Here is a 22,710-nt window from a genome sequence, read left to right as displayed (position 1 = left end):
GAGCGTTAGCGATGAGGAGGCTCAGGCCGCTCCCCGCGGAAAGCGTCCACCTAGAGCGTAATGATTAACAGAAGCTGACCGTTTCACAATAGAATGCGTAAAAAGCCATCCGGTTGACGGATGGCTTTTATTGATTACCTAAGTATTTTTATTTCCCTTTAAACACAGGTTTGCGCTTTTCACCGAAAGCTAGCAATGCTTCGACGCGGTCTTCTGTTGGAATCGTCAATTCGTACGCTTTTCTTTCGATGTGAAGTCCCGTTTGCAGGTCTGCATTCATCCCGTTTTTAATGGCGAATTTTGCTTGCTGCAGCGCAATCGGTCCATTTGCCAGCATCGAATCGGCAAATTCACCGGTTACTTTTGCGAGCTCTTCAAGTGGCGCAACCCGTGTAACAAGTCCATAATCGAGCGCTTCAGCCGGTTTCAGCCGTCGAGCGGTCAATATCAGTTCTATCGCTTTCGATTCACCGATCAGCCTTGGCAAGCGCTGCGTTCCACCTGCCCCTGGAATAATAGCGAGACTCGTTTCAGTCAGGCCAAGCAGTGTGTTTTCAGCGGCAATACGGAAATCACACGCCAGCGCCAATTCCATGCCGCCGCCGAATGCAAAGCCGTTAATCATGGCGATAGTAGGCTGCGGAAGATTTTCAATGGTGGAAAAAACTTCACCGATTTTATAAATATTCCGTTTTACGTGCTGATCCGTCAATGTTTTCCGTTCTTTCAAATCAGCGCCGACACTGAATGCCTTTTCACCGGCACCGGTAAAGACCACGACACGGATGTCTGGATTGATGCGGATTGCTTCGACCACCTGGCCGAGTTCCGTCAGCATGTCATAATTAAAAGCGTTCATCGCATCCGGGCGGTTCAATGTGATGAAAGCCAGATTCCCTTTTTGTTCGTAATGGATTGATTCCATTTCCATCCCCCTTTTTCTGATTGCCATCCATATAAAAACATACCACTTTTTGGACTATTCCGCCATCAGTCCCTATAATGAACTCAAGGAGGGACCCCGCTTATGAATCAGATTACCTTTATACGTGTTTATCGAATCGTTTTTATGGCTGTAAAATTCTTTATGCGGGCAACGTTCTTCCAGAAGCGCCACCGCGGCAATTGGAATCCGCTGGTTGAAGAAAAGTGGACCAAGCTGGTTACCGGAATGGCCAAGGAGTATAAGATTCTCGCTCTCCAACTCGGTGGACTGATGATCAAGCTTGGACAGTTCTTGTCGACCCGGGCAGATATCATGCCGCCAAGTTTCCTGGCTGAATTGGAGGGCCTGACAGACCGTGTACCCTCCGTGGACAGGGAAAAAATCGTCGCTGTCCTCGAACGGGAATGGAATACTCCGCATACCACCTATTTGACACATCTTTCTGATGAAGCAATCGCTTCAGCATCAATTGGGGAAGTGTACAAGGGAATACTGAAAGACGGTACCGAAGTAGCGATTAAAGTGCAACGGCCGGGTACTGGCCGCATCTTACGCGCGGATTTTCAGGCGGTGCGCATCGTAATATGGATGGCAAGAAGGTTTACCGGCTTTACGAAACAAGTCGATTTCACGAAATTATACTTAGAAATGACAGAGACCATCGGTGCTGAATTGAACTTCCAGCAGGAATTACAGAATGGCCGAAGCTTTGCTGAACGTTTTGATGAAATGGACGGCATCGAGTTTCCACGTTATTTTGATGATTTATCCACTCGCCATGTGCTGGTCATGGATTGGATCGAAGGCGCCCGGATCACCGATCTTGCTTTTATCGAAAAAAATAACCTGGATCGTTTTGAAATCTCGGAGCGGTTGTTCATCCTCTTCCTGGAACAGGTTCTTTACGGCGGGCAATTCCACGCCGATCCGCATGGAGGAAATATTCTCTTAAAAAGAGACGGCACGATAGTGCTGATTGATTTCGGCATGACCGGTGTTATCCGGAAATCCGACTCGCAGTCGGTCCTTCGCATAGCGGAAGGCATCATCTTCAAAAATTATGATCAGGTTTTAAATGGACTGGAAGAACTCCGCTTCCTTTTGCCGCATGCCGACCGCGAAGTGCTGAAAGATGCAATAGCGCGTCTGGTTACAGCCTATGAGTCGAATGAGCTGATGGCGATGGATAGCTTTGTAGTCGAAAGGCTGATGAAAGATCTGCAATCAATTGTACGTACCCAGCCTGTCCAGCTTCCTTCTGAATTCGCCTTTTTTGGCCGGGCCGTTTCAATCTTTGTCGGCGTCCTGCATGTGCTGAATCCGAAAGTGGATTTGATGGCATTGGCACGGCCGCGTATATTGGAATGGGCATCGTCACAAAAAGAAGGGGAGAAAGTATTCGGAAGAGGCGATGTGTTGCGTTGGGTGCTGAATTCGACCGGTCCACTCCGTGTGTTCCCGCAAAAAGTCATCAATTATCTCGAGGAACCGGAACGGATGCGCAATTATCTTGAAAACCGCGATGGACGTATGCGGGAATATCGGAGAGATCTTCAGAGCCGGATGTTCGCCGGCATTTTCAGTATTTTGTCTTTCACCGGAATTTCCATCTCCGTTTGGTTTTCGCACGAACCGTATTTATGGGTTTCTTCCGCAGCCTTCGTGGCGTCATTGATTGTCTATCGTTCCATAAAATAAACCTCCGCGCATCCTGCGCGGAGGTTTATTATTTTTAGCATATTGCAATTTCGGAAATAGGGAGTACAATTATTAATAAGAACACCTGTTCTGTTTATGTGTCTATCGTCAAAGCCACATGGCAAGTGGTCTGCACATCAAGGCTAATTCGTAAAGGTGGTGAAGATATGCCTTTGATTCCGCAGGAAGAAATCATCCATTTCGAAAACTTGATTTATCTGCCCATGGTATTGTCTGTACTGGAACGTGACAGGAGCATATTTGAAAATGGCTCTTTTAAACTTAAACGTCCCTACCTGGAATTGGTGGAAGGGGCCATCAGCCAGGTGCAGAAGGAATTGAAAGAAACCAAAATACATATGCGGGAGCGCCAGATGAAAGTGATGCGCGGCACAGGCGATGATACTTTCACCGAATATGTATTTTATCATGGCGGATATGAGGATCATCGGCGTTACCTGAATCTGCGCTTGCGCAACCGGGTGGAAGAATTGATACGCATCTATTTATCAATGGCGGAAATGAAAGTTTAATCAGAAGGATGCCTTGGCCGGATAGGCATCGGCCGTTTGGTTATGTAGGTCAGCTGCTGTTTATGCTGATTCTGCGCTTTTTTAAAATAGCGCCTCAAAGATCCGGCAAACGAATGCTGGTTGCGAAGGGCGACGGGTGAAACGTCCAAACAGACGGATTGCCCATTTCCAAGATAGACTACGCTGCCGCCGCGCTCATCGCTTTCGATTAAGTCGATGGCATCATAATTGAACCAGACAGACTCTTTATTCTTCGGTGAATGGGTAGGGAAGAATATTAAGGGATTGCCATAATATTCGCCGATGATGATGGGCGGTTTGTGCTTTACTCCTACAGCCTTTTGGGCGTATAGGGTAGCACTTTCAAGGGAGCCGCGGTAAAAAGAGCAGGAACCTGTAATAGTCTTGTATGCAGTTTGTTCAATCAGAAATTCACTGCGGTCTTCAAGTACCCGAGTCACCAGGCGTGAACCTTCCACATGTGGAAGCAGCGCGTATGTATTATTGCAGACTGTGTAGGAAAAGGGATTATAAATCTTTCGGCCCATGCTAAAACACCCCCAAAATTTACTGTACTCTACCTATTATAATAATAATTGGAAAATATACAATCTTTTTAATTTTTGAACATAGGCCCTTTTAATTATCGTTGGAATTTTCAAAATAATTATTGTTCTTTTTTTATTTATCATGTATACTAATGAAAAGCATTCGGGGTGAGGTAGAATGGAAAACTATTATTCTTATGCTGATTTCATGAAGGCGATGGCTCAAACAAAGAAAATTTCTGAAGCGGAAAAATTGCTGAACGAGATTTATCTCGATCTTTTCCTAAAGCATGTGCACCGCTCACAGCAGGAAGAACAACTCATGAATCTTATAGATGAAGCCCTGGACACTAACGACCGCAATGCATTCAATCGATACAGCCAGCAATTGCAGGCTTTAAAATGTGATGAATCCTGATTGAAAAAGAACCGCTCCCAGGAGCGGTTCTTTTTTTTTGCCTCAATATAATCATTGAAAAAACATACGTTCGCTTTTTGTTAGGGGAATTTTAGGGCATATGATAAAATAGAGGTATTGAAAAACGGGAGGACTATATACATGAAACAGGAATTCAATTTGCAAGCACCATACGAACCTGCCGGCGATCAGCCGCAAGCGATTGCTGAATTGACTAAGGGAATCTATAATGGCAAACGGTTCCAGACCTTGCTCGGTGCCACTGGTACAGGTAAGACCTATACAATGTCAAACGTTATCCAGCAAGTGAAGAAACCGACTCTGGTAATGGCTCATAATAAAACATTGGCAGGACAATTGTACAGCGAGTTCAAAGAATTTTTTCCGGACAATGCGGTTGAGTACTTTGTCAGCTACTACGATTATTATCAGCCGGAGGCATATGTGCCGCAGTCGGATACTTATATAGAGAAAGACGCGAGCATCAACGACGAAATCGATAAGCTTCGCCACTCGGCGACATCTTCGCTTTTTGAACGGGATGATGTAATCGTTATCGCTTCGGTGTCTTGCATCTACGGTTTAGGTTCCCCGAAAGAATACCGGGAACTTGTGGTATCGCTGCGCAAAGGGATGGAAATTGAACGAAACCAGCTTTTGCGCAAACTTGTCGATGTTCAATATGAACGAAATGACATTAACTTCATACGCGGGACATTCCGTGTACGCGGAGACGTTGTTGAAATCTTCCCGGCTTCGAGAGATGAAAGGTGTTTGCGTGTCGAATTTTTCGGAGACGAAATCGACCGCATCCGGGAAGTGGACGCATTGACTGGTGAAATAATCGGTGAACGGGAACATGTCGCGATTTTTCCGGCGTCCCACTTTGTTACGCGTGAAGAGAAGATGGTTAAAGCCATTGAAAACATCGAAGCGGAATTGGAAGAACGCCTGAAAGAAATGAGAGCTGAAGATAAATTACTGGAAGCACAGCGGCTTGAGCAACGGACTCGCTATGATCTGGAAATGATGCGTGAAATGGGCTTCTGTTCAGGGATCGAAAACTATTCCCGTCATCTGACTTTGCGTCCTCCAGGCGCGCAGCCATATACATTGATCGATTATTTCCCGGATGACTTCCTATTGGTGGTCGATGAAAGCCACGTCACGCTGCCTCAGGTTCGCGGAATGTTCAATGGTGACCAGGCCAGAAAGAAAGTGCTGGTTGACCATGGTTTCCGTCTGCCTTCAGCAATGGACAATCGTCCGCTGACTTTCACCGAGTTCGAGGAGCATATCGACCAAGCGGTATTTGTTTCGGCAACGCCGGGTCCATATGAACTGGAACATACACCGGAAATGGTCGAGCAGATCATCCGGCCGACTGGTCTGCTGGATCCAACCATCGAAATCCGTCCGATCGAAGGGCAGATCGATGACCTGATGGATGAAATCCGGCAGCGCTCAGAACGGGATGAGCGTGTGCTTATCACGACATTGACAAAGAAAATGTCAGAAGATTTGACGGCCTATTTAAAAGAAGCTGGAGTCAAAGTGAACTATCTGCACTCCGAGATCAAAACACTGGAACGCATTGAAATCATCCGCGAATTGCGGATGGGTGTCTACGATGTATTGGTCGGGATCAACTTGCTGCGTGAAGGACTTGATATTCCGGAAGTCTCTCTTGTGACGATTTTGGACGCGGATAAAGAAGGATTCCTGCGTTCCGAGCGGTCACTCATCCAGACGATGGGCCGAGCCGCGCGGAATGCAAATGGCCAGGTTATCATGTACGCTGATAAAATAACGGATTCAATGCAAAAAGCGATAGATGAAACAACGCGCCGGCGTACGATACAGGCGGCATATAATGAAGAACACGGCATCACGCCGATTACCATACAAAAGAAAATCCGCGATGTTATCCGGGCAACAGTGGCTTCGGAAGAAGCGGAGGAATATGTATCAAAAGCGACTTCAGGCAAAAAGCTCAACAAGGAAGACCGCCTGAAGCTGATCGCTTTATTGGAAACAGAAATGAAAGAAGCGGCAAAAGCGCTCGATTTCGAACGGGCGGCCGAGCTGCGCGATACTGTGCTTGAACTGAAAGCGGAAGGGTGATCGGATTGAGAAATCAAGAGATAAAGATACAGGGTGCGCGTGCGCATAACCTGAAAAACGTTGATATAACCATCCCTCGCGATAAATTGGTCGTTATGACAGGTTTATCGGGATCAGGGAAATCTTCACTTGCCTTTGATACAATCTATGCGGAAGGACAGCGTCGCTATGTGGAGTCGCTGTCTTCTTATGCACGTCAGTTTCTGGGACAGATGGATAAGCCTGATGTGGATTTGATCGAAGGTTTGTCGCCGGCAATTTCAATAGATCAGAAAACGACAAGCAAAAACCCACGTTCAACGGTGGCAACCGTTACGGAAATCTACGACTATATGCGCTTGATGTATGCCCGCGTCGGCAAAGCGATATGCCCGAACCACGGCATTGAAATTTCTTCGCAGACCATCGAGCAAATGGTGGACCGTCTGGTTGTCTATCCGGAACGAACCAAAATGCAGATCCTGGCTCCGCTTGTTTCAGGCAGAAAAGGGACGCACGCCAAATTGTTCGAAGACATCAAAAAACAGGGTTATGTCCGTGTAAGAGTCAACGGCGAATTATTCGACCTCGACGATAATATTGAACTTGATAAAAACAAGAAACATTCTATTGAAGTGGTAATAGACCGCATCGTCATGAAGGAAGGCATCGCACCGCGCCTCAGTGATTCGCTTGAATCCGCTTTGCGCCTGAGTGACGGGCGTGTGCTGGTGGACGTTATGGAACAGGAGGAACTGCTGTTCAGTGAACATCATGCCTGTCCGATTTGCGGATTCTCTATCGGGGAGTTGGAACCCCGTATGTTTTCATTCAACTCGCCGTTTGGAGCCTGTCCGGAATGTGATGGACTCGGCCATAAATTGGAAGTTGATCCGGACCTTGTGGTACCGGATTGGAGCCTGTCGTTGAATGATCATGCCATTGCTCCTTGGAAACCGACCAGTTCCCAGTATTATCCGCAATTACTGAAAGCGTTGTGCAAGCATTATAAAATCGATATGGATGTGCCTGTTAGCGAACTTCCGGAAGAGCACATGAATTTGGTTCTGCGCGGTTCGGGAAGTGAAAAAATCCGTTTCCGTTATGAAAATGATTATGGGCAAATCCGGGACAACCATATCAATTTTGAAGGCGTCCTATCGAATGTGGACCGCCGCTACCGGGAAACTTCGTCGGATTACACGCGCGAACAAATGGAAAGATATATGGCTGAGCAGCCTTGTCCTGCGTGCACGGGCTATCGCCTGAAGCCGGAATCGCTGGCTGTGAAAGTAAATGGCCTGCATATTGGGAAAGTTTCGGAATTCTCGATTGTTGAAGCGGATGATTTCTTCAAAAATCTGGAGCTTTCGGAAAAAGATATGCAGATTTCTTTATTGATTCTGCGGGAAATTAAAGAGCGGCTCGGCTTCCTGATCAATGTCGGCCTCGATTATCTGACGTTGAACCGTGCTTCCGGAACCATGTCCGGCGGGGAAGCGCAGCGCATCCGCCTGGCGACACAAATCGGTTCACGTTTGTCGGGTGTCCTCTATATATTGGATGAACCATCAATCGGGCTGCATCAGCGTGATAACGACAGGTTGATCAATACGCTGAAAAATATGCGGGATATCGGTAATACGCTGATCGTAGTAGAGCATGATGAAGACACGATGCTTGCTGCGGATTATCTGATTGATATCGGTCCGGGTGCAGGGGTGCACGGAGGAGAAATCATCGCCGCAGGAACTCCGGAAAAAGTGATGAAAAACAGAAAGTCGCTTACCGGGCAATATTTGAGCGGCAAAAAATTCATTCCGCTTCCTGCAGAACGCAGAGAGCCGGACGGACGTTCCATTTCCATACGAGGCGCAAGTGAAAACAATCTCAAAAAAGTGGATGTCGATATACCGATTGGCGTATTTACAGCCGTCACCGGCGTATCCGGTTCCGGTAAAAGTACGCTGGTAAACGAAATCCTCTATAAAACTTTGGCGAGTAAACTGAACAAAGCGAAAATCAAACCCGGCAAAACCGAATCGGTAAAAGGATACGAGCAGCTGGAGAAAGTCATCGATATTGACCAGTCGCCGATCGGACGCACGCCCCGATCGAATCCTGCGACCTATACAGGGGTTTTCGATGATATTCGCGATGTCTATGCAAAAACGAATGAAGCGAAAGTTCGCGGTTACCAAAAAGGCCGATTCAGCTTCAATGTCAAGGGTGGTCGCTGTGAAGCTTGCCGCGGAGATGGTATTATAAAAATAGAAATGCACTTCCTGCCTGACGTTTACGTGCCATGTGAAGTGTGCCACGGCAAGCGTTACAACAGGGAAACTCTGGAAGTGAAGTACAAAGATAAAAGCATCGCGGATGTATTGGCGATGACAGTCGAGGATGCATATTCATTTTTCGAAAATGTCCCGAAAATCAACCGCAAGCTTAAAACGATTGTTGATGTGGGCCTTGGCTATGTTACGATGGGCCAACCGGCTACGACCTTATCCGGTGGTGAAGCTCAGCGTGTGAAATTGGCTTCAGAGCTCCACAAACGGTCAAACGGCAAATCTTTCTATATTCTCGATGAGCCGACAACGGGATTGCATGCGGATGATATATCCCGCTTGCTGAAAGTGCTGCAGAAATTGGTTGATAATGGGGATACTGTCCTGACGATCGAGCACAATTTGGATGTCATCAAAACAGCGGATTATCTAATCGATCTCGGACCGGAAGGCGGCGACAAAGGCGGCACGATCCTGGCCACAGGAACGCCGGAAGAAATCGCCGAAGTTGAAAATTCATACACCGGCAAGTATTTGAAACCGATCCTGGAACGCGATCGGGCTCGAATGGAAGAAAAAATGAATAAAGCAAGCCGCCGGAAAAAAGTGGCAAAATGAAACCTTTTCAGGCACCGAACGTATCAATGATAAGAATATAATTTTTATAAACGAACGATGAGGAGGCCACATTACATGCAAAGTGAAAAAGAACGCATATTGGATATGGTTGAAAATGGCACGATTTCGGCACGTGAAGCTGTCGAGCTGTTGAAAGCGATCGACGGCGGAGGATCTTCAGGCAGAGAGTCCTCTTACGGCAGGGAAGATTATGGCCGCCGGGAAAAACGCGGAAAGCGCGGATTCTTCCGTCCTGAAGATATGGTCAAGAAATTCTCTAAAGATTTTTCGAAGGATTTTTCGAAAAATGTCTCAAATGATATCAATCAAATCGGCGACCGGATGATGCAGTTCATGCAGACTTCCGTCGGCAAATTGAAAACGATGGAATTCGATTCACCTTTCGGCGAAGCTTATCAATTCAATGAAACCTTTGCAGAAGAAGGAACGGAAGTCAGCACGGTGATTGCGGATATCGCAAATGGCCAGCTGGAAATCTATCCTTCCCAAGATGGTATGCTGCGCGCCGAATGCAGCGTAAAAGCATATCGGGCAGAATCCGAGGAGCAGGCAAAACGTGATTTCCAGGATAAATTTGTATTTATAGCGGATGACAATAAGCTGCGGATTATCAGCGAGTTGAAAACGACCCAAGTCAACGTTGTTCTTTATGTGCCAGCGAAGCAATTCAATCAGATTACTGTCCGTCTGTTCAACGGTGGATTTTCAATGAAGCGCATAGATGCGTCTTTATTGAAAGTGAAAACGGCGAACGGCAAAATCGAACTGAAGAACGGTGAATTTGATGATGCCGAACTTGAGACTGCGAATGGCGCGATCCAAGTTCAGGACGTAAAAGGGAAAGTGCTTGAAACGGAAACCTTGAACGGCCGGATCTACGTGGATGGCGATATTCAAACGATTGAAACGAAGTCGCTTAACGGCAATGTCGTAGTCACTTCCCGCTGCAAAGAAGCGCGGAAAGTGGAAGCCAAAACCCTGGCCGGCAATGTGGAACTGTATATTCCTTCCCATCTGCCGCTGAAAGGGCAAGTATCCTCGAATCTTGGGAAAATGGATGTGCTCCTATCAGACGTCGACCATACCCACGAGCAAGGGCAGTTCATGCAGAAAACGGTCCGCTTCTCCAAAGAAGACGGAGCAGCAACAGCGGCACCAATGCTCGTTTACGGTGAAACAAAAACCGGGTCTGTCTTGGTTCGTTATCTGACAGTCGAATAAAATAAATAAAGCGGATGCCTCCAGGGCATCCGCTTTTTTCTGTTCAATTCGTTAAAGAAGGTCAAAACATGAACATGATGACAGTGACCACAATGATCAATGTGACCAGAATGACAATGCCGAGCAGTGTCATAAGGACACCAAAACCGCGCCAGCTCGAAAAGCCATGAACCACTCCAATCGCTTTGGAAGAAATGACGATTGACCATATGGAAGCTGTCGCTGTGAGCAGCGTCAGGAATAAGTAAGCTCCGAGAGATATGGAAGTTATACCGAAAGCTTCTGGCACCATGAAAAACCTTTCACCGTAATAAAGTGCGAAAATGACCAGGACGGGCACGACAAATACTTGTGGAATCATCATGGGACCTATGGCAATCGCCATATCCCGCAGTTTCCCGTGGCCACCATATAATTTACCAATACCGGTATATAGAAGAGTGCTGATTCCTAAATTCAGTAAACCGCTTAAGAGGCCGGTAATCAATATCCCGATTATCAATAATATGGGAGACAGGTCAAGAAACCAGCCGGAATCCTGCAAAGCGGTAATGACTCCTCCGATTCCTGCAATCATGACAAGCAGCACCGACAAGCCGATTTTATTTTCTTCGATAAGCTGCCGGACAGTTTCTTTTGGCTGTGTCCAGATTGTTAATAAAGGATTCAATTTCATGTCTGTTTCCCCCTTGGTCTGTTCTTGATCACCTGAAGCAATCAAGTTCTATATGTAAAATTGTACCATACGGTATCCTAGGAAAATAGGAGCTGCAGAAGAAAATAATAAGAGAAAACCGGTGGGCAGAACAGCTGCTCACCGGTTTTCAAGATTTTGCGGATATAGGTCCTGTAAAAAATGGATGGAGCGGGTGATCAATTTGTTCAGCACATCCACGTCGATGTCATCGACTTTGTTGATATAAACGCAAGCCTTGCCCGAAGTATGTTTGCCGAAATCGTCCAATAGCGCTTGGCGGTCCTCGTCACCTGTTGCGAAGTAAAGGCTGATTTTCGCTTTGCGGGGAGAAAACCCGACCAATGGTGCATCACCTTCATGACCGGTTGCATATCTATAATGGTAGGAACCGAAACCGATAATGCTGTCTCCCCACATTTTCGCTTCATAACCTGAAGTTTGTTCAAATATCTCAAGCAGCCGGTATGCGTCTTCACGTTTTTTGGGACTGTCGACACTTTCAATAAATTCGAGAACATCTGCATCCGTTTCTTTTGTTTTTTGCTCGTACACAACCATCCCTCTTTTCATTTGTATTGGAAGAATTAAAGATTCTGTTTTTTTATAGTTTAACAGATTTGGCCTGTGTATAATCGAAAGAACGGGAAAAGGGGAGCGTTTGCTTTAATTTCAATATTTCCATGTTAAAATAATATCATTAATGCTTGAAAACAAAGGGACCCTGTAAAGTACAGGGATTCCCGCAGAGAAGGAATGAGGGGAAAAGATGGGCCAGGTAACAACGAAACAGGTAATGGAAACATTCGATTTGAATTTGATCAGCGGCGAAGAAGGAATTGGCCGCCATATACCGATCAGTGACATCTCACGGCCGGGACTTGAAATGGCCGGGTATTTCACTCATTATCCGGCAAATCGGGTGCAGTTGCTTGGGAAGACCGAATTATCGTTCTTTGCGATGCTGGATGCTGCTGACCGAAAAGACCGCATGATGAAATTATGTACGGATGACACGCCGGCGATTATCGTTTCCCATGATGAGAAAGTACCACAGGAACTGATCGACGCATCGTCGAAGCGGCATGTGCCGGTCATGAGCACGAAAATGTCGACGACAAGATTTTCAAGTTTGCTGACGAATTATCTGGAAAGCCAATTGGCTCCAACAACCGCAGTCCACGGAGTGCTGGTGGATATTTACGGTGTAGGCGTATTGATCACAGGCAAAAGCGGAGTCGGTAAAAGTGAAACTGCGCTGGAACTTGTTAAAAAAGGACACCGCCTGGTAGCTGACGATTGTGTCGAAATTCACCAGGAAGGCGAGAACACGCTTGTTGGACATCCGCCGAAACTGATCGAGCACCTGCTGGAAATACGGGGAGTCGGCATCATTGATATCATGACTTTATTCGGTGCAAGCGCCGTCCGTACATTCAAACGAATTTCACTGGTGATTGACCTGGAACTCTGGGATGCGGAAAAAACGTATGATCGATTGGGATTGGAAGAAGAAAAAATGCGCATCATCGATACGGATTTGACCAAACTTACTATTCCTGTACGTCCAGGGCGGAACTTGTCGGTTATAATCGAAGTTGCTGCGATGAACTATCGTCTGAAACGGATGGGCGTCAATGCAGCCGAAGAATTTTCAAAACGCCTGGACGATGTAATTTCGATGGATACAAATTAAAGGAATGGGTAGGTGCGGGACATGTTTTCAGTTTTAGGATCGATTGATCCGGTTGCTTTCAGCTTAGGGCCGATCGATGTTCATTGGTATGGTGTAATCATCGCCACCGGCATTGTGATAGCGTTTTTAGTAGGACAGCGTGAAATGGTCAAACGCGGAATGCATCCGGAATTTCTGACGGATCTGCTGATCTGGGCAGTGCCTTTGGCGATTGTCGGCGCGAGAATCTATTATGTAATATTTGAATGGGATAATTATAAAGACAATCCCGGAGAGATTATAGCGATTTGGAACGGTGGGCTGGCGATTCACGGTGCTTTGATCATGTCGGTCATCGTTGCCTATATTTTTACGAAAAAACGCAATACGCCGTTCTTGAAAGTCGCGGATATTCTGGCACCAAGCATTTTGATTGGACAGGCAATTGGCCGATGGGGGAATTTCATCAACCAGGAAGCGCACGGCGGAGAAGTTTCAAGGGCGTTTCTAGAGAACCTCTTTATACCGGATTGGATCATCAATCACATGTACATAGATGGAGCTTATTATCACCCGACATTCCTGTATGAATCATTATGGAGCTTTGTCGGTATCATCATTTTACTGTTGTTGCGCCGGGTCAATCTTGTCCGCGGGGAAATGTTTTTCTTCTATATGATATGGTATTCTGTCGGCCGTTACTTCATCGAAGGAATGCGGACAGACAGCCTTTATGTATTCGGGATAGAAGGTTTAAGAACAGCGCAGCTGGTCTCTATACTGGCAATCATCATCGCGGTCGTGCTGATTATCTACCGACGGGTAACGATTAAAAATCCGCCAAGATATCTGGACGAACCGGCAGAACCCAAAAAGAAATCAAATAAGAAGCCGAAAAAGAAATAAAGACTCATATCAATTTGCCGAATAGAAAGAAGAGATAAGCGAATGTCGACTTTGAAAAATGGCCTGATGGCAGGTTTGAAAACAACATGGGCATTGGGGAAAATCATTTTTCCGATAACACTCTTGGTGACAATGCTCCAATTTACACCCGTTTTGCCCTTTATCGTCAATCTGGTAGCGCCGTTCATGAGCATATTCGGATTAAGCGGCGACGCGGCGATCCCGTTGGTTTTAGGGAATGCGTTAAATCTGTATGCGGGGATTGCTGGTATTCTGTCGCTTGAACTGACAGTGAAGGAAGTATTTATACTTGCGGTCATGCTGTCCTTTTCCCATAATATGTTCATCGAAACCGGGGTGGCTTTGAAGGTTGGTGTTAAGCTGTGGGTAGTGCTTGTGGTCCGTTTCGGGCTGGCGGCGCTTTCCGGTATCATCATCAATCTGGCTTGGCCTGGCGGCGCTGAAATCGCTCAATACGGTTTTACTCCTGAAGCAGTGGCAGCGCCTGAAGGATGGTTAGCTATTTTCTTATTAGGGTTGGAGAAAGCCGGATTCGGAGTTCTTCAATTGGCGATTATTGTAATACCATTGATGCTGGCAATTCAAATCTTAAAAGATACAAAATACCTTAACAGGATTTCAGATATGATGGGACCGCTCACAAGGCTGCTCGGCGTTCAGAAGAACGCTTCACTGACATTGGCGTCCGGCTTGATTTTCGGCTTGGCGATGGGAGCGGGCGTCATGATCCAGGCGGTTCAGGAAGATGGAGTCAGTAAAAAAGATGCGACGCTGGCCTTTATCTTTTTGGTTGCCTGCCATGCGATTGTAGAGGATACGCTGATTTTCATCCCGCTGGGCATTCCGATTTGGCCGTTGCTCGCGATACGCGTTGTTACCGCGCTTGCTTTGACGATCTTTGTATCGTATCTCTGGCGCAAAGCTGAAGAAAACCGAAAGGAAGTGTTTTCTGCATGACGAAAAATATAACGACTTTATTATTTGATTTCGATGGAACATTATTGAATACAAATGAATTGATCATCCATACATTTTCAACGGTACTGGAGAAGCATTTTCCAAACAGCTATGAAAGAGAAGATATTCTCCAGTTCATCGGACCGTCTCTGAAACAGACATTTGAAACGATTGCCCCTTTAAGAACAGAGGAGCTGATCAAAGAATACCGCGAGTTGAATCTTGCGCTTCACGATGAAATGGTTTCAGTCTACGACGGAGTGGAAGAAACCCTGTATCTCCTGAAGAACAGAGGATTGAAAATGGCGATAGTTTCCACCAAGAAAAGGGATACTATCCTTCATGGACTTCGGCTCATGGGGGTATCGAAACTATTCGATACAGTTATCAGCCTGGATGACGTAGAAAATCCGAAACCGCATCCAGAGCCGATTTTGAAAGCATTGAAGGAATTGTCTTCAAGTGCGGCCGAATCCCTGATGATCGGAGATAATTCCCACGATATAGAAGGCGGCAAAAATGCGGGAGTCCGGACAGCGGGAGTTGCCTGGTCGGCTAAAGGCGAGGATTTCCTTGCGACGTTCAAACCGGATTATATGCTGCAGCACATCAGCGACCTTCTGGAACTGGTGAAAGAGGAAACGGCATGAGAAGGACCGAACGCCATTTTGTGACGGGTCCGAATTCACTTTGGCATGTGTATAAAACTGTTCCATTCTGGAAAGTCGCTAAAAATTTCGTTGTGATTCAAACGGCTCGTTATACACCGTTTCTGCCAATGAAAAACTGGTTGTACAAAAATTTTCTCGGCATGAAAGTAGGAGAACAGTCTTCATTTGCGTTAATGGTTATGCTTGATGTCATGTTTCCTGAACATATTTCTGTTGGAAAAAACTCAGTCATCGGATATAACACAACCATCTTGGCGCACGAATATCTGATCGAAGAATACCGTCTGGGTGATGTTGTTATCGGCGACCGCGTCATGATCGGTGCAAACAGCACGATTCTGCCAGGTATAACGATAGGCGATGGAGCAATTGTTTCCGCCGCTACACTTGTGCACAAGGATGTGCCGGCCGGAGCGTTTGTCGGAGGCAATCCGATGCAGATCATTTACACAGCTGAACAGATGGCAGAACGCGAGGAAAAATCCCGGGAGCAGTAGCTCTTGGGATTTTTTAAATTTTCGAGAAAACGACGAACTCTTTAAACATTACGCTATAGGTGGACGCTTTCCGCTTCATTTTGGATAAGTGTAGAATTTAAGTGCTTACTTTATTAAACGGATATTGAAGTTAAATGTTTCTCTTATTAAGAAAGCAATTTGAGATATGGAACAAAACAGCGAAGACTCCCAGGGGAATAGAAACGGAGTTGGCTTTCCAACTCCCTATCGAGTGAAGTGCTGAGATCCACTCGGGCGAAGTGGAACGAGCACGAGTTAGCTCAGCTCGAGCCCCCAGGAAAGCGCAGCTGTTTTGAGCAATATCGGTTTTCACTTTATTTTTTCAACAAGCCAAAAATCCTAGGAGCAGTAGCTTCCGGGATTTTTTTGCCTTATTCTTGACCTTCAACCATAATATACGATAAAATAATAATTACTTTATTACATTAGCGAACTAAAGTAAAATATCCATAAATAGGAAGTGAATTTATGACAATCCAAATGTTCGAAAAACCGCTGGGCATGCGTGATGATTTTCCCTCAATCGTAAAAAGGAAGTCTAAGCTCAGCAAAGTGGGTATAAAGATAATGGAGCAATTCGGCTATGAGATGCTGCAGACGCCGAGTTTGGAATACTACGAAACAATCGGCAAGATTTCGGCAATCGCTGACAATCAATTATTCAAATTGCTGGATAATCAAGGGCAGACACTAGTGCTGCGGCCGGATATGACATCACCGATTGCACGCGTAGCCGCATCCAAATTATTAAAAGAGAAGATGCCTGTGCGGCTCGGCTATTATTCAAACGTGTTCCGCGCCCAATTGAGGGAAGGCGGACGCCCAGCGGAGTTCGAGCAGATGGGTGTCGAGCTGATTGGTGATGAATCACTGTACGCAGATGCGGAAGTCATTTTACTGGCGACAGAAATCCTTCGCGGCCTGAATGTCGGATCAGGACGCATCGTCATTGGCCACACACAATTGCTTCAGCAAGTATTACGGGGCTACGGACTTGATGACGCGCTCGCTGAAAAGCTGCGCGCTGAAATGGTGGCAAAAAACAAGGTGGCCTACGAAAATATGGTCGACAACCTGGTCGATGATACGGCTGCGAAAAATTCGCTTAAATTGATCATGAATACGACGCGTCTCGAAGACTGGGAGCAGTGGATTGATCAAACAGACACGGTTCAGCAGTCGCTTTATGAAGACATGCGTAAATTGAAAACCTTGCTGGATCGCAATGGTTTGGCGGATTTCGTCACTTATGACCTTTCATTTACGAGCCATATGACGTATTACACAGGCATGGTTTTTGAAATCTACGGAGAAGGCAGCGGATTTCCGCTGGGGAACGGCGGCCGTTATGACGGCTTGATGAAGCAATTCGGATTGCATGTCGGGGCTACCGGCTTTGGCCTGCGTGTCGATCGGTTACTGGAAGCAATGCCGGCTGAACAGGAAAATACGGAGCAAACCCTGATTTTATTTAATGAAGAAAATGAAGAGAATGCGCATATCGAAGCAAACAAATTAAGAAAAGCGGGCGAAAGAGTGACACTTCAATTCGCTTCAGCTGTAAAAGCCCAGGAAGAGTTCAGTTCACTGTTCTCAAAAGTGATTCGAATGGACGGTGAAGAAAATGGATAAATTGACGATTGCGATGCCGAAAGGCCGCATTTTTGAGGAAGCTTATGAACTGCTTGTTAAGGCGGGATTTGATTTGCCGGAGGAATTGGACGACTCCCGGAAATTGATAGTGGAAGCGCCAAATGAAGGGTTCCGGTTTATTTTGTCGAAACCGATGGATGTGCCTGTTTATGTGGAGCATGGCGTCGCCGATATCGGAATTGCCGGCAAAGATGTGCTTCTTGAGCAGGCGCGTGATGTACATGAGCTGCTGGATCTCGAAATCAGCCGCTGCTATATTGCGACTGCCGGTTTGCCGGATACGAAAATGGATGAGATGACTCCGCGTATTGCCACGAAATATCCGGATATCGCTTCTCAATTTTTCCGCAGCCGGGGGGAGCAGGTTGAAATCATCGAGCTGAATGGTTCGATCGAGCTGGCACCTATGATCGGTTTGGCGGAACGGATTGTCGATATTGTTTCGACAGGCAAAACCCTGAAAGAAAATGGATTGGTTGAATACGATAAAATTACAGACATCACTTCACGGCTTATTGCGAACCCGGTCAGCTACAGGCTGAAACAGAAGAGGATCGATGAAATCGTGGAGCGTTTAAGAAAGTAGGCGTTAATATGAACATCACACGATTGTCGTCGGCGGTTTCAATTAGAAGAACTGGTGGAAATGCGACGGCCGATCAATTAGAGGCGGTAAAAGCAATTATCCGAACGGTCCGAAGCGAAGGTGACGCTGCATTGATCCGCTTTGCGAAAAAATGGGATCAGGCGGAATTGACCGATTTGCGGGTGTCCCGGCAAGAAATTGAGCAAGCAGTAAAACGGTTTGATCCGCAATTATTAAGTGATCTTGCAGAAGCTGCTGAAAATATCAGGGCATACCATGCAAACCAAAAGCAGGAAGGATATAAAGTAATCCAGACGAACGGTTCTTATGTCGGTCAGCGGGTGACGGCCATTGAATCAGCCGGCTTATATGTCCCAGGCGGCACGGCAGCGTATCCTTCCTCGGTGCTGATGAATGTAATACCGGCTCAAGCTGCAGGCGTCCAAAGAATTGTGCTGATGTCACCTCCCGCAGCAGACGGTTCGCTGTCGGACGGTGTATTAGCGGCAGCACATATTCTTGGCATTGAGGAAATCTATAAATCCGGCGGAGCACAGGCGATTGCGGCATTGGCTTATGGCACTGAATCCATTTCGCCGGTCGATAAGATAACCGGGCCGGGCAATATCTTCGTGGCGCTGGCCAAAAGCGAAGTGAATGGGGACGTGGCAATCGATATGATTGCAGGTCCGAGTGAAATTGCCATCATAGCGGATGCAACGGCTTATCCGGACGAAATCGCTGCAGATCTGCTGTCGCAGGCTGAGCATGATCCAATGGCGAGTGCGGTGCTGTTGACGACGGATGTAGCCCTGGCTAAAGCGGTGTCTGAAGAAGTGGAGAGACAATTGATGGAACTGCCACGGCAATCCATTGCCCGAGCGGCGATCGAGGATTTCGGTGCAATTTACCTCGGGGAAACAATGGAAGAACTGATAGCCGCGGCCAATCAATTGGCACCTGAGCACCTTGAAATCATGACAGTTAACGCAGTGGAAGATGCCGAAAAGGTTAAACATGCGGGCGCCATCTTCATCGGACGCTATTCTTCAGAGCCGATCGGTGATTATTTTGCCGGCACAAACCATGTATTGCCGACCAACAGCACGGCGAGATTTTCAAGTGCTCTGTCGGTCTATGACTTTTTAAAACGGACGAGCATCATCCATTACAGCGAGCAGGCTTGGCAGGACAATAAAGAGAAGATTGCCCGACTGGCCAGGCTTGAAGGCTTGGAAGCCCATGCGCGGGCAGTGGAATCACGGCAATGGAAAAAGGAGAATCGGTAATGAGAAAAGCGGAATTGAAACGGAATACAAATGAAACAAAAATAGATATCGCATTTTCAATTGACGGAGAAGGCAAAGCAAATATAGAAACCGGTGTGCCGTTCATGGACCACATGCTGGACCTGTTCATCAAGCACGGTTTATTTGATGGGGACATTAAAGCGGATGGTGATACGCACATCGATGACCACCATACGACGGAAGATATCGGAATTGTATTGGGACAGGCTGTCAGAGAGGCGCTTGGCGATAAAAAAGGCATTCGCCGCTACGGTAATGCATTTGTGCCGATGGATGACGCGCTTGCACAGGTGGTCATAGATTGTTCGAATCGGCCTCACCTGGAGTTCAGAGGTGACATTCCGAATGAAAAAGTGGGCACATTCGATACCGAACTGGTTTATGAATTCCTATGGAAATTTGCGCTGGAATCACGCTTGAATGTCCATGTTATCATCCATTATGGAAAGAACACGCACCACATCATCGAAGCTGTTTTCAAAGCTTTGGCACGCGCACTTGATGAAGCGACCCAAATAGACCCGCGGGTCAAAGGGGTGCCTTCGACAAAGGGGCTGTTGACATGATCATCGGAATCATCGATTACGGCATGGGCAATCTTTTCAGTGTCGAACAGGCATTGAAGAAACTCGATTGTACAGTCATTCTTTCCGATGACCCGGAAACGCTGCTGGAAGCGGAAGCGATTCTGCTGCCTGGTGTTGGGGCTTTTCCCGACGCGATGGAGCTTCTGGATTCAAAAGGATTGTCGGAATTCATCCGTTCGCTGCCTGAAAAGGGCATACCGCTGCTCGGAATTTGCCTTGGCATGCAATTATTATATGAAGACAGTTCAGAAGTGCGGCTGACAAAAGGTCTTGGACTGCTTAAAGGCAAAATCCGGCGTTTTGAAAAAGGGACCTACCGCATCCCGCATATGGGATGGAACCGCCTCGATTTTTCCGCAATGCCATTTTGGCTGAAAAGCCTGCAAGTCGATACGCATGTTTATTTTGTGCATTCATTTTACGTTACGGAAGCAGAGGAAACGGAAATTTTTGCGTCAGCCGAATATGGCAATATCAATGTTCCGGGAGTTGTAGGCAAGGGACTTGTTACCGGAATGCAATTTCACCCGGAAAAATCAGGTGATTTCGGCCATTATTTATTGGAACAATGGATCGCGAATGTCAGGGGGAACAATAATGAGCAACTTTCAAATCTATCCGGCAATTGACCTGAGAGGCGGCAAATGTGTCCGCCTGTTCCAGGGGGATTACGGACAGGAAACGGTATACGGTGATTCGCCAGTCGAGATGGCGAAAAAATTCGCGGAAGCGGGAGCGGAATGGCTGCACATGGTCGACTTGGACGGCGCAAAGGCCGGTCATCGGATTAATGATGAATCTGTAATCGGAGCTGCAAAACTGGGCTTGAAAGTGCAAGTCGGCGGCGGTATCCGGACAGCTGAAGATATCCGTTTTTATCTGGACAATGGTATAGCCCGTGTCATTATCGGAAGTCTGGCAATTCGTGAACCGGAATTGGTTGTTTCTTTCATTGAAGAGTTCGGTGCAGACCGCATTGTTATCGGCATCGATGCAAAAGACGGACTGGCTGCCACAGAAGGCTGGACGGAAACATCTGTGCAGCCGGCTGCTGATGTCGCGCGTTTTTTTGTCTCAAAAGGGGCACGTCATTTCATCTACACTGATATCGCGACGGATGGAACGCTGGCGGGACCGAATATTGAAGCCAACAAACAATTGGTCGAAGATGGTTCAGCAGAAGTCATCGTATCCGGCGGCATCGGCACTCTTAACGACGTGCTGAACGTCAAAGAGGCAGCTGGCAGCAGCTCGATTACCGGCGTCATTATCGGAAAAGCGCTGTACGAAGAGCGGTTTACACTGGAGGAGGCTTTGTCATGCTGACAAAACGCATAATTCCCTGCCTTGACGTGAAAGAGGGGCGAGTTGTAAAAGGGGTCAGTTTCGTTTCTTTGAGAGACGCCGGCGACCCTGTCGAACTCGCCAGATTTTATGACAAGCAAGGAGCCGATGAACTGACATTCCTCGATATTTCAGCTTCGCATGAAGGCAAAGAGACAATGGTCGAAGTTGTTAAAATAGTTGCCAGTGAATTGTCGATCCCCTTTACTGTCGGAGGTGGCATTCGTACGCTTGAAGATATCAAACGCATGCTCCGCGCTGGCGCGGACAAGGTTTCATTGAACACTGCCGCCCTTGATCGTCCGGAATTGATCAAAGAAGGTGCTGACTTTTTCGGATCGCAATGCATCGTCGTAGCAATTGATGCCAAGTGGAACGGCAATGGGTGGGACGTCTACACACACGGCGGCCGCAATAAAACCGAATGGGATGCTGTGGAATGGGCGAAACGCAGTGTTGAACTTGGTGCAGGCGAATTGCTGCTGACGAGCATGGACAAGGACGGTGCTAAAAACGGCTTTGATCTGGCTTTGACAAAAGCTGTAAGAGATGCAGTCGAAGTGCCCGTCATTGCCAGCGGCGGTGCAGGGAACAGGGAACATTTCAAAGAGGTTTTTGAAACAGTGGATGCCGACGCGGCGCTGGCCGCATCGATCTTTCATTATAAAGAAACAAGCATCGCAGAAGTGAAAGACTACCTGCGCACAGAAGGAGTGAATGTCAGATGACGCAATTGAAATTTGACCAGGACGGCTTAGTGCCGGTAATCATACAGGACAGTGAAACAAAGCAGGTGCTGACTTTAGCGTACGCTAATCAGGAAGCGATCGACAAGACGATGGAGAACGGGGAAACCTGGCTCTATTCAAGAAGCCGTCAGGAATTATGGAATAAAGGGGCGACCAGCGGGAATACACAAAAAGTCATTTCTGTGAAAGCGGATTGCGATGCCGACGCAGTGATCTATGAAGTGATTCCGAATGGACCAGCCTGCCATACAGGCGAACAGTCATGCTTCAATGAAACGATTTACGGGGAAAGCAAAACTTCAGCAGGAGATATGCTTGAAGAGCTGAAAGTATTGATCCGCAACCGCCAGAGCGAAATGCCGGAAGGCGCTTATACGACTTATCTTTTTGAAGAAGGCATCGATAAGATCTGCAAGAAAGTCGGAGAAGAAGCGGCGGAAGTGATCATTGCCGCGAAGAATCGGGACGCTGAAGAACTGTCGATGGAAACAGCCGATCTCTTCTATCACGTAATGGTCCTGCTGCAGGAACAGGGAGTGGATCTGGACAAGGTGATGGCTGTTTTAAAGGAGCGCCACCAGACAAAAACCACAAGTAAATAAGTGCCGAATATGCTATACTTAAAGGATATTAAAGGGAAGG

General features: G+C 46.9%; 23 protein-coding genes. 19 read left to right on the top strand and 4 right to left on the bottom strand.

What is annotated here, in order from left to right; all coding sequences use genetic code 11:
* Nucleotides 1-148: 148 nt before the first annotated feature.
* Nucleotides 149-925 (bottom strand): enoyl-CoA hydratase-related protein, encoded by a 777-nt coding sequence (locus D2910_RS12935; RefSeq protein ID WP_117313754.1) that lies wholly within the window; start codon nucleotides 923-925, stop codon nucleotides 149-151.
* 102 nt (nucleotides 926-1,027) lie between these two features.
* Here D2910_RS12935 and D2910_RS12930 point away from each other — a divergent pair, with 102 nt between their 5' ends.
* Together D2910_RS12930 and D2910_RS12925 are read left to right on the top strand one after the other, a co-directional pair.
* A complete protein-coding gene (locus D2910_RS12930) occupies nucleotides 1,028-2,644 on the top strand; it encodes an ABC1 kinase family protein (protein WP_117313753.1) in 1,617 nt (538 codons plus the stop codon).
* Between the two features lie 167 nt (nucleotides 2,645-2,811).
* Nucleotides 2,812-3,177 carry a YhjD family protein gene (locus D2910_RS12925; protein ID WP_117313752.1) on the top strand — a complete coding sequence of 122 codons (366 nt, stop codon included), beginning with the start codon at nucleotides 2,812-2,814 and terminating at the stop codon, nucleotides 3,175-3,177.
* On the opposite strand, the gene D2910_RS12920 is transcribed toward D2910_RS12925, so the two are convergent.
* The gene (locus D2910_RS12920) at nucleotides 3,174-3,725 is read right to left on the bottom strand and encodes a competence protein ComK (RefSeq protein WP_084242557.1); all 552 of its coding nucleotides are present in this window, start codon (nucleotides 3,723-3,725) and stop codon (nucleotides 3,174-3,176) included. The genes D2910_RS12925 and D2910_RS12920 overlap by 4 nt on opposite strands.
* A 178-nt stretch (nucleotides 3,726-3,903) precedes the next feature.
* On the opposite strand from D2910_RS12920, the gene D2910_RS12915 reads away from it, so the two are divergent.
* From D2910_RS12915 to D2910_RS12900, 4 genes are all read left to right on the top strand, one after another.
* Complete coding sequence (locus tag D2910_RS12915; RefSeq protein ID WP_084242556.1) at nucleotides 3,904-4,143, top strand: IDEAL domain-containing protein; 240 nt, start codon at nucleotides 3,904-3,906, stop codon at nucleotides 4,141-4,143.
* 141 nt (nucleotides 4,144-4,284) lie between these two features.
* Nucleotides 4,285-6,267 (top strand): excinuclease ABC subunit UvrB, encoded by a 1,983-nt coding sequence (uvrB, locus tag D2910_RS12910; protein ID WP_084242555.1) that lies wholly within the window; start codon nucleotides 4,285-4,287, stop codon nucleotides 6,265-6,267.
* A gap of 5 nt (nucleotides 6,268-6,272) precedes the next feature.
* Nucleotides 6,273-9,155, top strand: coding sequence for an excinuclease ABC subunit UvrA (uvrA, locus tag D2910_RS12905; RefSeq protein ID WP_084242625.1), 2,883 nt, complete (start codon nucleotides 6,273-6,275; stop codon nucleotides 9,153-9,155).
* Nucleotides 9,156-9,230: 75 nt separating this feature from the next.
* On the top strand, nucleotides 9,231-10,397 hold the full coding sequence (locus tag D2910_RS12900; protein WP_084242554.1) for a DUF4097 family beta strand repeat-containing protein: 1,167 nt from the start codon (nucleotides 9,231-9,233) through the stop codon (nucleotides 10,395-10,397).
* A 61-nt stretch (nucleotides 10,398-10,458) separates the two neighbouring features.
* Here D2910_RS12900 and D2910_RS12895 read toward each other — a convergent pair whose 3' ends face one another.
* Together D2910_RS12895 and D2910_RS12890 are read right to left on the bottom strand one after the other, a co-directional pair.
* Nucleotides 10,459-11,073 (bottom strand): YIP1 family protein, encoded by a 615-nt coding sequence (locus tag D2910_RS12895; protein ID WP_084242553.1) that lies wholly within the window; start codon nucleotides 11,071-11,073, stop codon nucleotides 10,459-10,461.
* 138 nt (nucleotides 11,074-11,211) lie between these two features.
* Nucleotides 11,212-11,646 carry a DUF1801 domain-containing protein gene (locus D2910_RS12890; protein WP_101803280.1) on the bottom strand — a complete coding sequence of 145 codons (435 nt, stop codon included), beginning with the start codon at nucleotides 11,644-11,646 and terminating at the stop codon, nucleotides 11,212-11,214.
* A gap of 214 nt (nucleotides 11,647-11,860) precedes the next feature.
* On the opposite strand from D2910_RS12890, the gene hprK reads away from it, so the two are divergent.
* The 13 genes from hprK to hisIE all read left to right on the top strand — a co-directional run bounded on the left by hprK (nucleotide 11,861) and on the right by hisIE (nucleotide 22,670).
* Complete coding sequence (gene hprK / locus D2910_RS12885) at nucleotides 11,861-12,787, top strand: HPr(Ser) kinase/phosphatase (protein ID WP_084242551.1); 927 nt, start codon at nucleotides 11,861-11,863, stop codon at nucleotides 12,785-12,787.
* A gap of 21 nt (nucleotides 12,788-12,808) precedes the next feature.
* The gene (gene lgt, locus D2910_RS12880) at nucleotides 12,809-13,672 is read left to right on the top strand and encodes a prolipoprotein diacylglyceryl transferase (RefSeq protein WP_117313751.1); all 864 of its coding nucleotides are present in this window, start codon (nucleotides 12,809-12,811) and stop codon (nucleotides 13,670-13,672) included.
* Between the two features lie 42 nt (nucleotides 13,673-13,714).
* Nucleotides 13,715-14,650, top strand: a complete 936-nt coding sequence (locus tag D2910_RS12875; RefSeq protein WP_084242549.1) for a nucleoside recognition domain-containing protein — start codon at nucleotides 13,715-13,717, stop codon at nucleotides 14,648-14,650.
* The gene (ppaX, locus tag D2910_RS12870) at nucleotides 14,647-15,300 is read left to right on the top strand and encodes a pyrophosphatase PpaX (RefSeq protein ID WP_117313750.1); all 654 of its coding nucleotides are present in this window, start codon (nucleotides 14,647-14,649) and stop codon (nucleotides 15,298-15,300) included. The genes D2910_RS12875 and ppaX overlap by 4 nt, the downstream gene beginning before the upstream one ends.
* Complete coding sequence (locus D2910_RS12865) at nucleotides 15,297-15,818, top strand: acyltransferase (protein ID WP_084242547.1); 522 nt, start codon at nucleotides 15,297-15,299, stop codon at nucleotides 15,816-15,818. Before ppaX ends, D2910_RS12865 begins: the two co-directional genes overlap by 4 nt.
* A gap of 489 nt (nucleotides 15,819-16,307) precedes the next feature.
* The gene (locus D2910_RS12860) at nucleotides 16,308-17,471 is read left to right on the top strand and encodes an ATP phosphoribosyltransferase regulatory subunit (protein ID WP_117313749.1); all 1,164 of its coding nucleotides are present in this window, start codon (nucleotides 16,308-16,310) and stop codon (nucleotides 17,469-17,471) included.
* Nucleotides 17,464-18,078 (top strand): ATP phosphoribosyltransferase, encoded by a 615-nt coding sequence (hisG, locus tag D2910_RS12855; protein ID WP_084242545.1) that lies wholly within the window; start codon nucleotides 17,464-17,466, stop codon nucleotides 18,076-18,078. The genes D2910_RS12860 and hisG overlap by 8 nt, the downstream gene beginning before the upstream one ends.
* An 8-nt stretch (nucleotides 18,079-18,086) precedes the next feature.
* A complete protein-coding gene (hisD, locus tag D2910_RS12850; RefSeq protein WP_117313748.1) occupies nucleotides 18,087-19,367 on the top strand; it encodes a histidinol dehydrogenase in 1,281 nt (426 codons plus the stop codon).
* Nucleotides 19,367-19,954, top strand: a complete 588-nt coding sequence (gene hisB / locus D2910_RS12845) for an imidazoleglycerol-phosphate dehydratase HisB (protein WP_117313747.1) — start codon at nucleotides 19,367-19,369, stop codon at nucleotides 19,952-19,954. The genes hisD and hisB overlap by 1 nt, the downstream gene beginning before the upstream one ends.
* Complete coding sequence (gene hisH, locus D2910_RS12840) at nucleotides 19,951-20,604, top strand: imidazole glycerol phosphate synthase subunit HisH (RefSeq protein WP_117313746.1); 654 nt, start codon at nucleotides 19,951-19,953, stop codon at nucleotides 20,602-20,604. Before hisB ends, hisH begins: the two co-directional genes overlap by 4 nt.
* Nucleotides 20,573-21,301 carry a 1-(5-phosphoribosyl)-5-[(5-phosphoribosylamino)methylideneamino]imidazole-4-carboxamide isomerase gene (hisA, locus tag D2910_RS12835; protein ID WP_117313745.1) on the top strand — a complete coding sequence of 243 codons (729 nt, stop codon included), beginning with the start codon at nucleotides 20,573-20,575 and terminating at the stop codon, nucleotides 21,299-21,301. Before hisH ends, hisA begins: the two co-directional genes overlap by 32 nt.
* On the top strand, nucleotides 21,295-22,047 hold the full coding sequence (gene hisF / locus D2910_RS12830) for an imidazole glycerol phosphate synthase subunit HisF (RefSeq protein WP_101803289.1): 753 nt from the start codon (nucleotides 21,295-21,297) through the stop codon (nucleotides 22,045-22,047). Before hisA ends, hisF begins: the two co-directional genes overlap by 7 nt.
* A complete protein-coding gene (hisIE, locus tag D2910_RS12825; protein ID WP_117313744.1) occupies nucleotides 22,044-22,670 on the top strand; it encodes a bifunctional phosphoribosyl-AMP cyclohydrolase/phosphoribosyl-ATP diphosphatase HisIE in 627 nt (208 codons plus the stop codon). The genes hisF and hisIE overlap by 4 nt, the downstream gene beginning before the upstream one ends.
* The last annotated feature ends 40 nt before the right edge of the window (nucleotides 22,671-22,710 follow it).

Source organism: Planomicrobium okeanokoites (assembly GCF_003428875.1).
Classification (GTDB): Bacteria; Bacillota; Bacilli; order Bacillales_A; family Planococcaceae; genus Planococcus; species Planococcus okeanokoites.
The sequence above is the reverse complement of the archived record's forward strand: the minus strand, read 5'-3'. Positions and strand labels throughout refer to the sequence as shown.

Coding starts and splice junctions, on each gene's coding strand:
- D2910_RS12935 (WP_117313754.1), bottom strand. CDS start 925: ATGGAATCAATCCATTACGAACAAAAAGGGAATCTGGCTTTCATCACA.
- hprK (WP_084242551.1), top strand. CDS start 11,861: ATGGGCCAGGTAACAACGAAACAGGTAATGGAAACATTCGATTTGAAT.
- hisD (WP_117313748.1), top strand. CDS start 18,087: ATGAACATCACACGATTGTCGTCGGCGGTTTCAATTAGAAGAACTGGT.
- hisG (WP_084242545.1), top strand. CDS start 17,464: ATGGATAAATTGACGATTGCGATGCCGAAAGGCCGCATTTTTGAGGAA.
- uvrB (WP_084242555.1), top strand. CDS start 4,285: ATGAAACAGGAATTCAATTTGCAAGCACCATACGAACCTGCCGGCGAT.
- hisF (WP_101803289.1), top strand. CDS start 21,295: ATGCTGACAAAACGCATAATTCCCTGCCTTGACGTGAAAGAGGGGCGA.
- hisB (WP_117313747.1), top strand. CDS start 19,367: ATGAGAAAAGCGGAATTGAAACGGAATACAAATGAAACAAAAATAGAT.
- hisA (WP_117313745.1), top strand. CDS start 20,573: ATGAGCAACTTTCAAATCTATCCGGCAATTGACCTGAGAGGCGGCAAA.
- D2910_RS12925 (WP_117313752.1), top strand. CDS start 2,812: ATGCCTTTGATTCCGCAGGAAGAAATCATCCATTTCGAAAACTTGATT.
- D2910_RS12895 (WP_084242553.1), bottom strand. CDS start 11,073: ATGAAATTGAATCCTTTATTAACAATCTGGACACAGCCAAAAGAAACT.
- D2910_RS12920 (WP_084242557.1), bottom strand. CDS start 3,725: ATGGGCCGAAAGATTTATAATCCCTTTTCCTACACAGTCTGCAATAAT.
- D2910_RS12875 (WP_084242549.1), top strand. CDS start 13,715: ATGTCGACTTTGAAAAATGGCCTGATGGCAGGTTTGAAAACAACATGG.
- D2910_RS12915 (WP_084242556.1), top strand. CDS start 3,904: ATGGAAAACTATTATTCTTATGCTGATTTCATGAAGGCGATGGCTCAA.
- lgt (WP_117313751.1), top strand. CDS start 12,809: ATGTTTTCAGTTTTAGGATCGATTGATCCGGTTGCTTTCAGCTTAGGG.
- D2910_RS12865 (WP_084242547.1), top strand. CDS start 15,297: ATGAGAAGGACCGAACGCCATTTTGTGACGGGTCCGAATTCACTTTGG.
- D2910_RS12930 (WP_117313753.1), top strand. CDS start 1,028: ATGAATCAGATTACCTTTATACGTGTTTATCGAATCGTTTTTATGGCT.
- D2910_RS12900 (WP_084242554.1), top strand. CDS start 9,231: ATGCAAAGTGAAAAAGAACGCATATTGGATATGGTTGAAAATGGCACG.
- D2910_RS12860 (WP_117313749.1), top strand. CDS start 16,308: ATGACAATCCAAATGTTCGAAAAACCGCTGGGCATGCGTGATGATTTT.
- hisH (WP_117313746.1), top strand. CDS start 19,951: ATGATCATCGGAATCATCGATTACGGCATGGGCAATCTTTTCAGTGTC.
- hisIE (WP_117313744.1), top strand. CDS start 22,044: ATGACGCAATTGAAATTTGACCAGGACGGCTTAGTGCCGGTAATCATA.
- ppaX (WP_117313750.1), top strand. CDS start 14,647: ATGACGAAAAATATAACGACTTTATTATTTGATTTCGATGGAACATTA.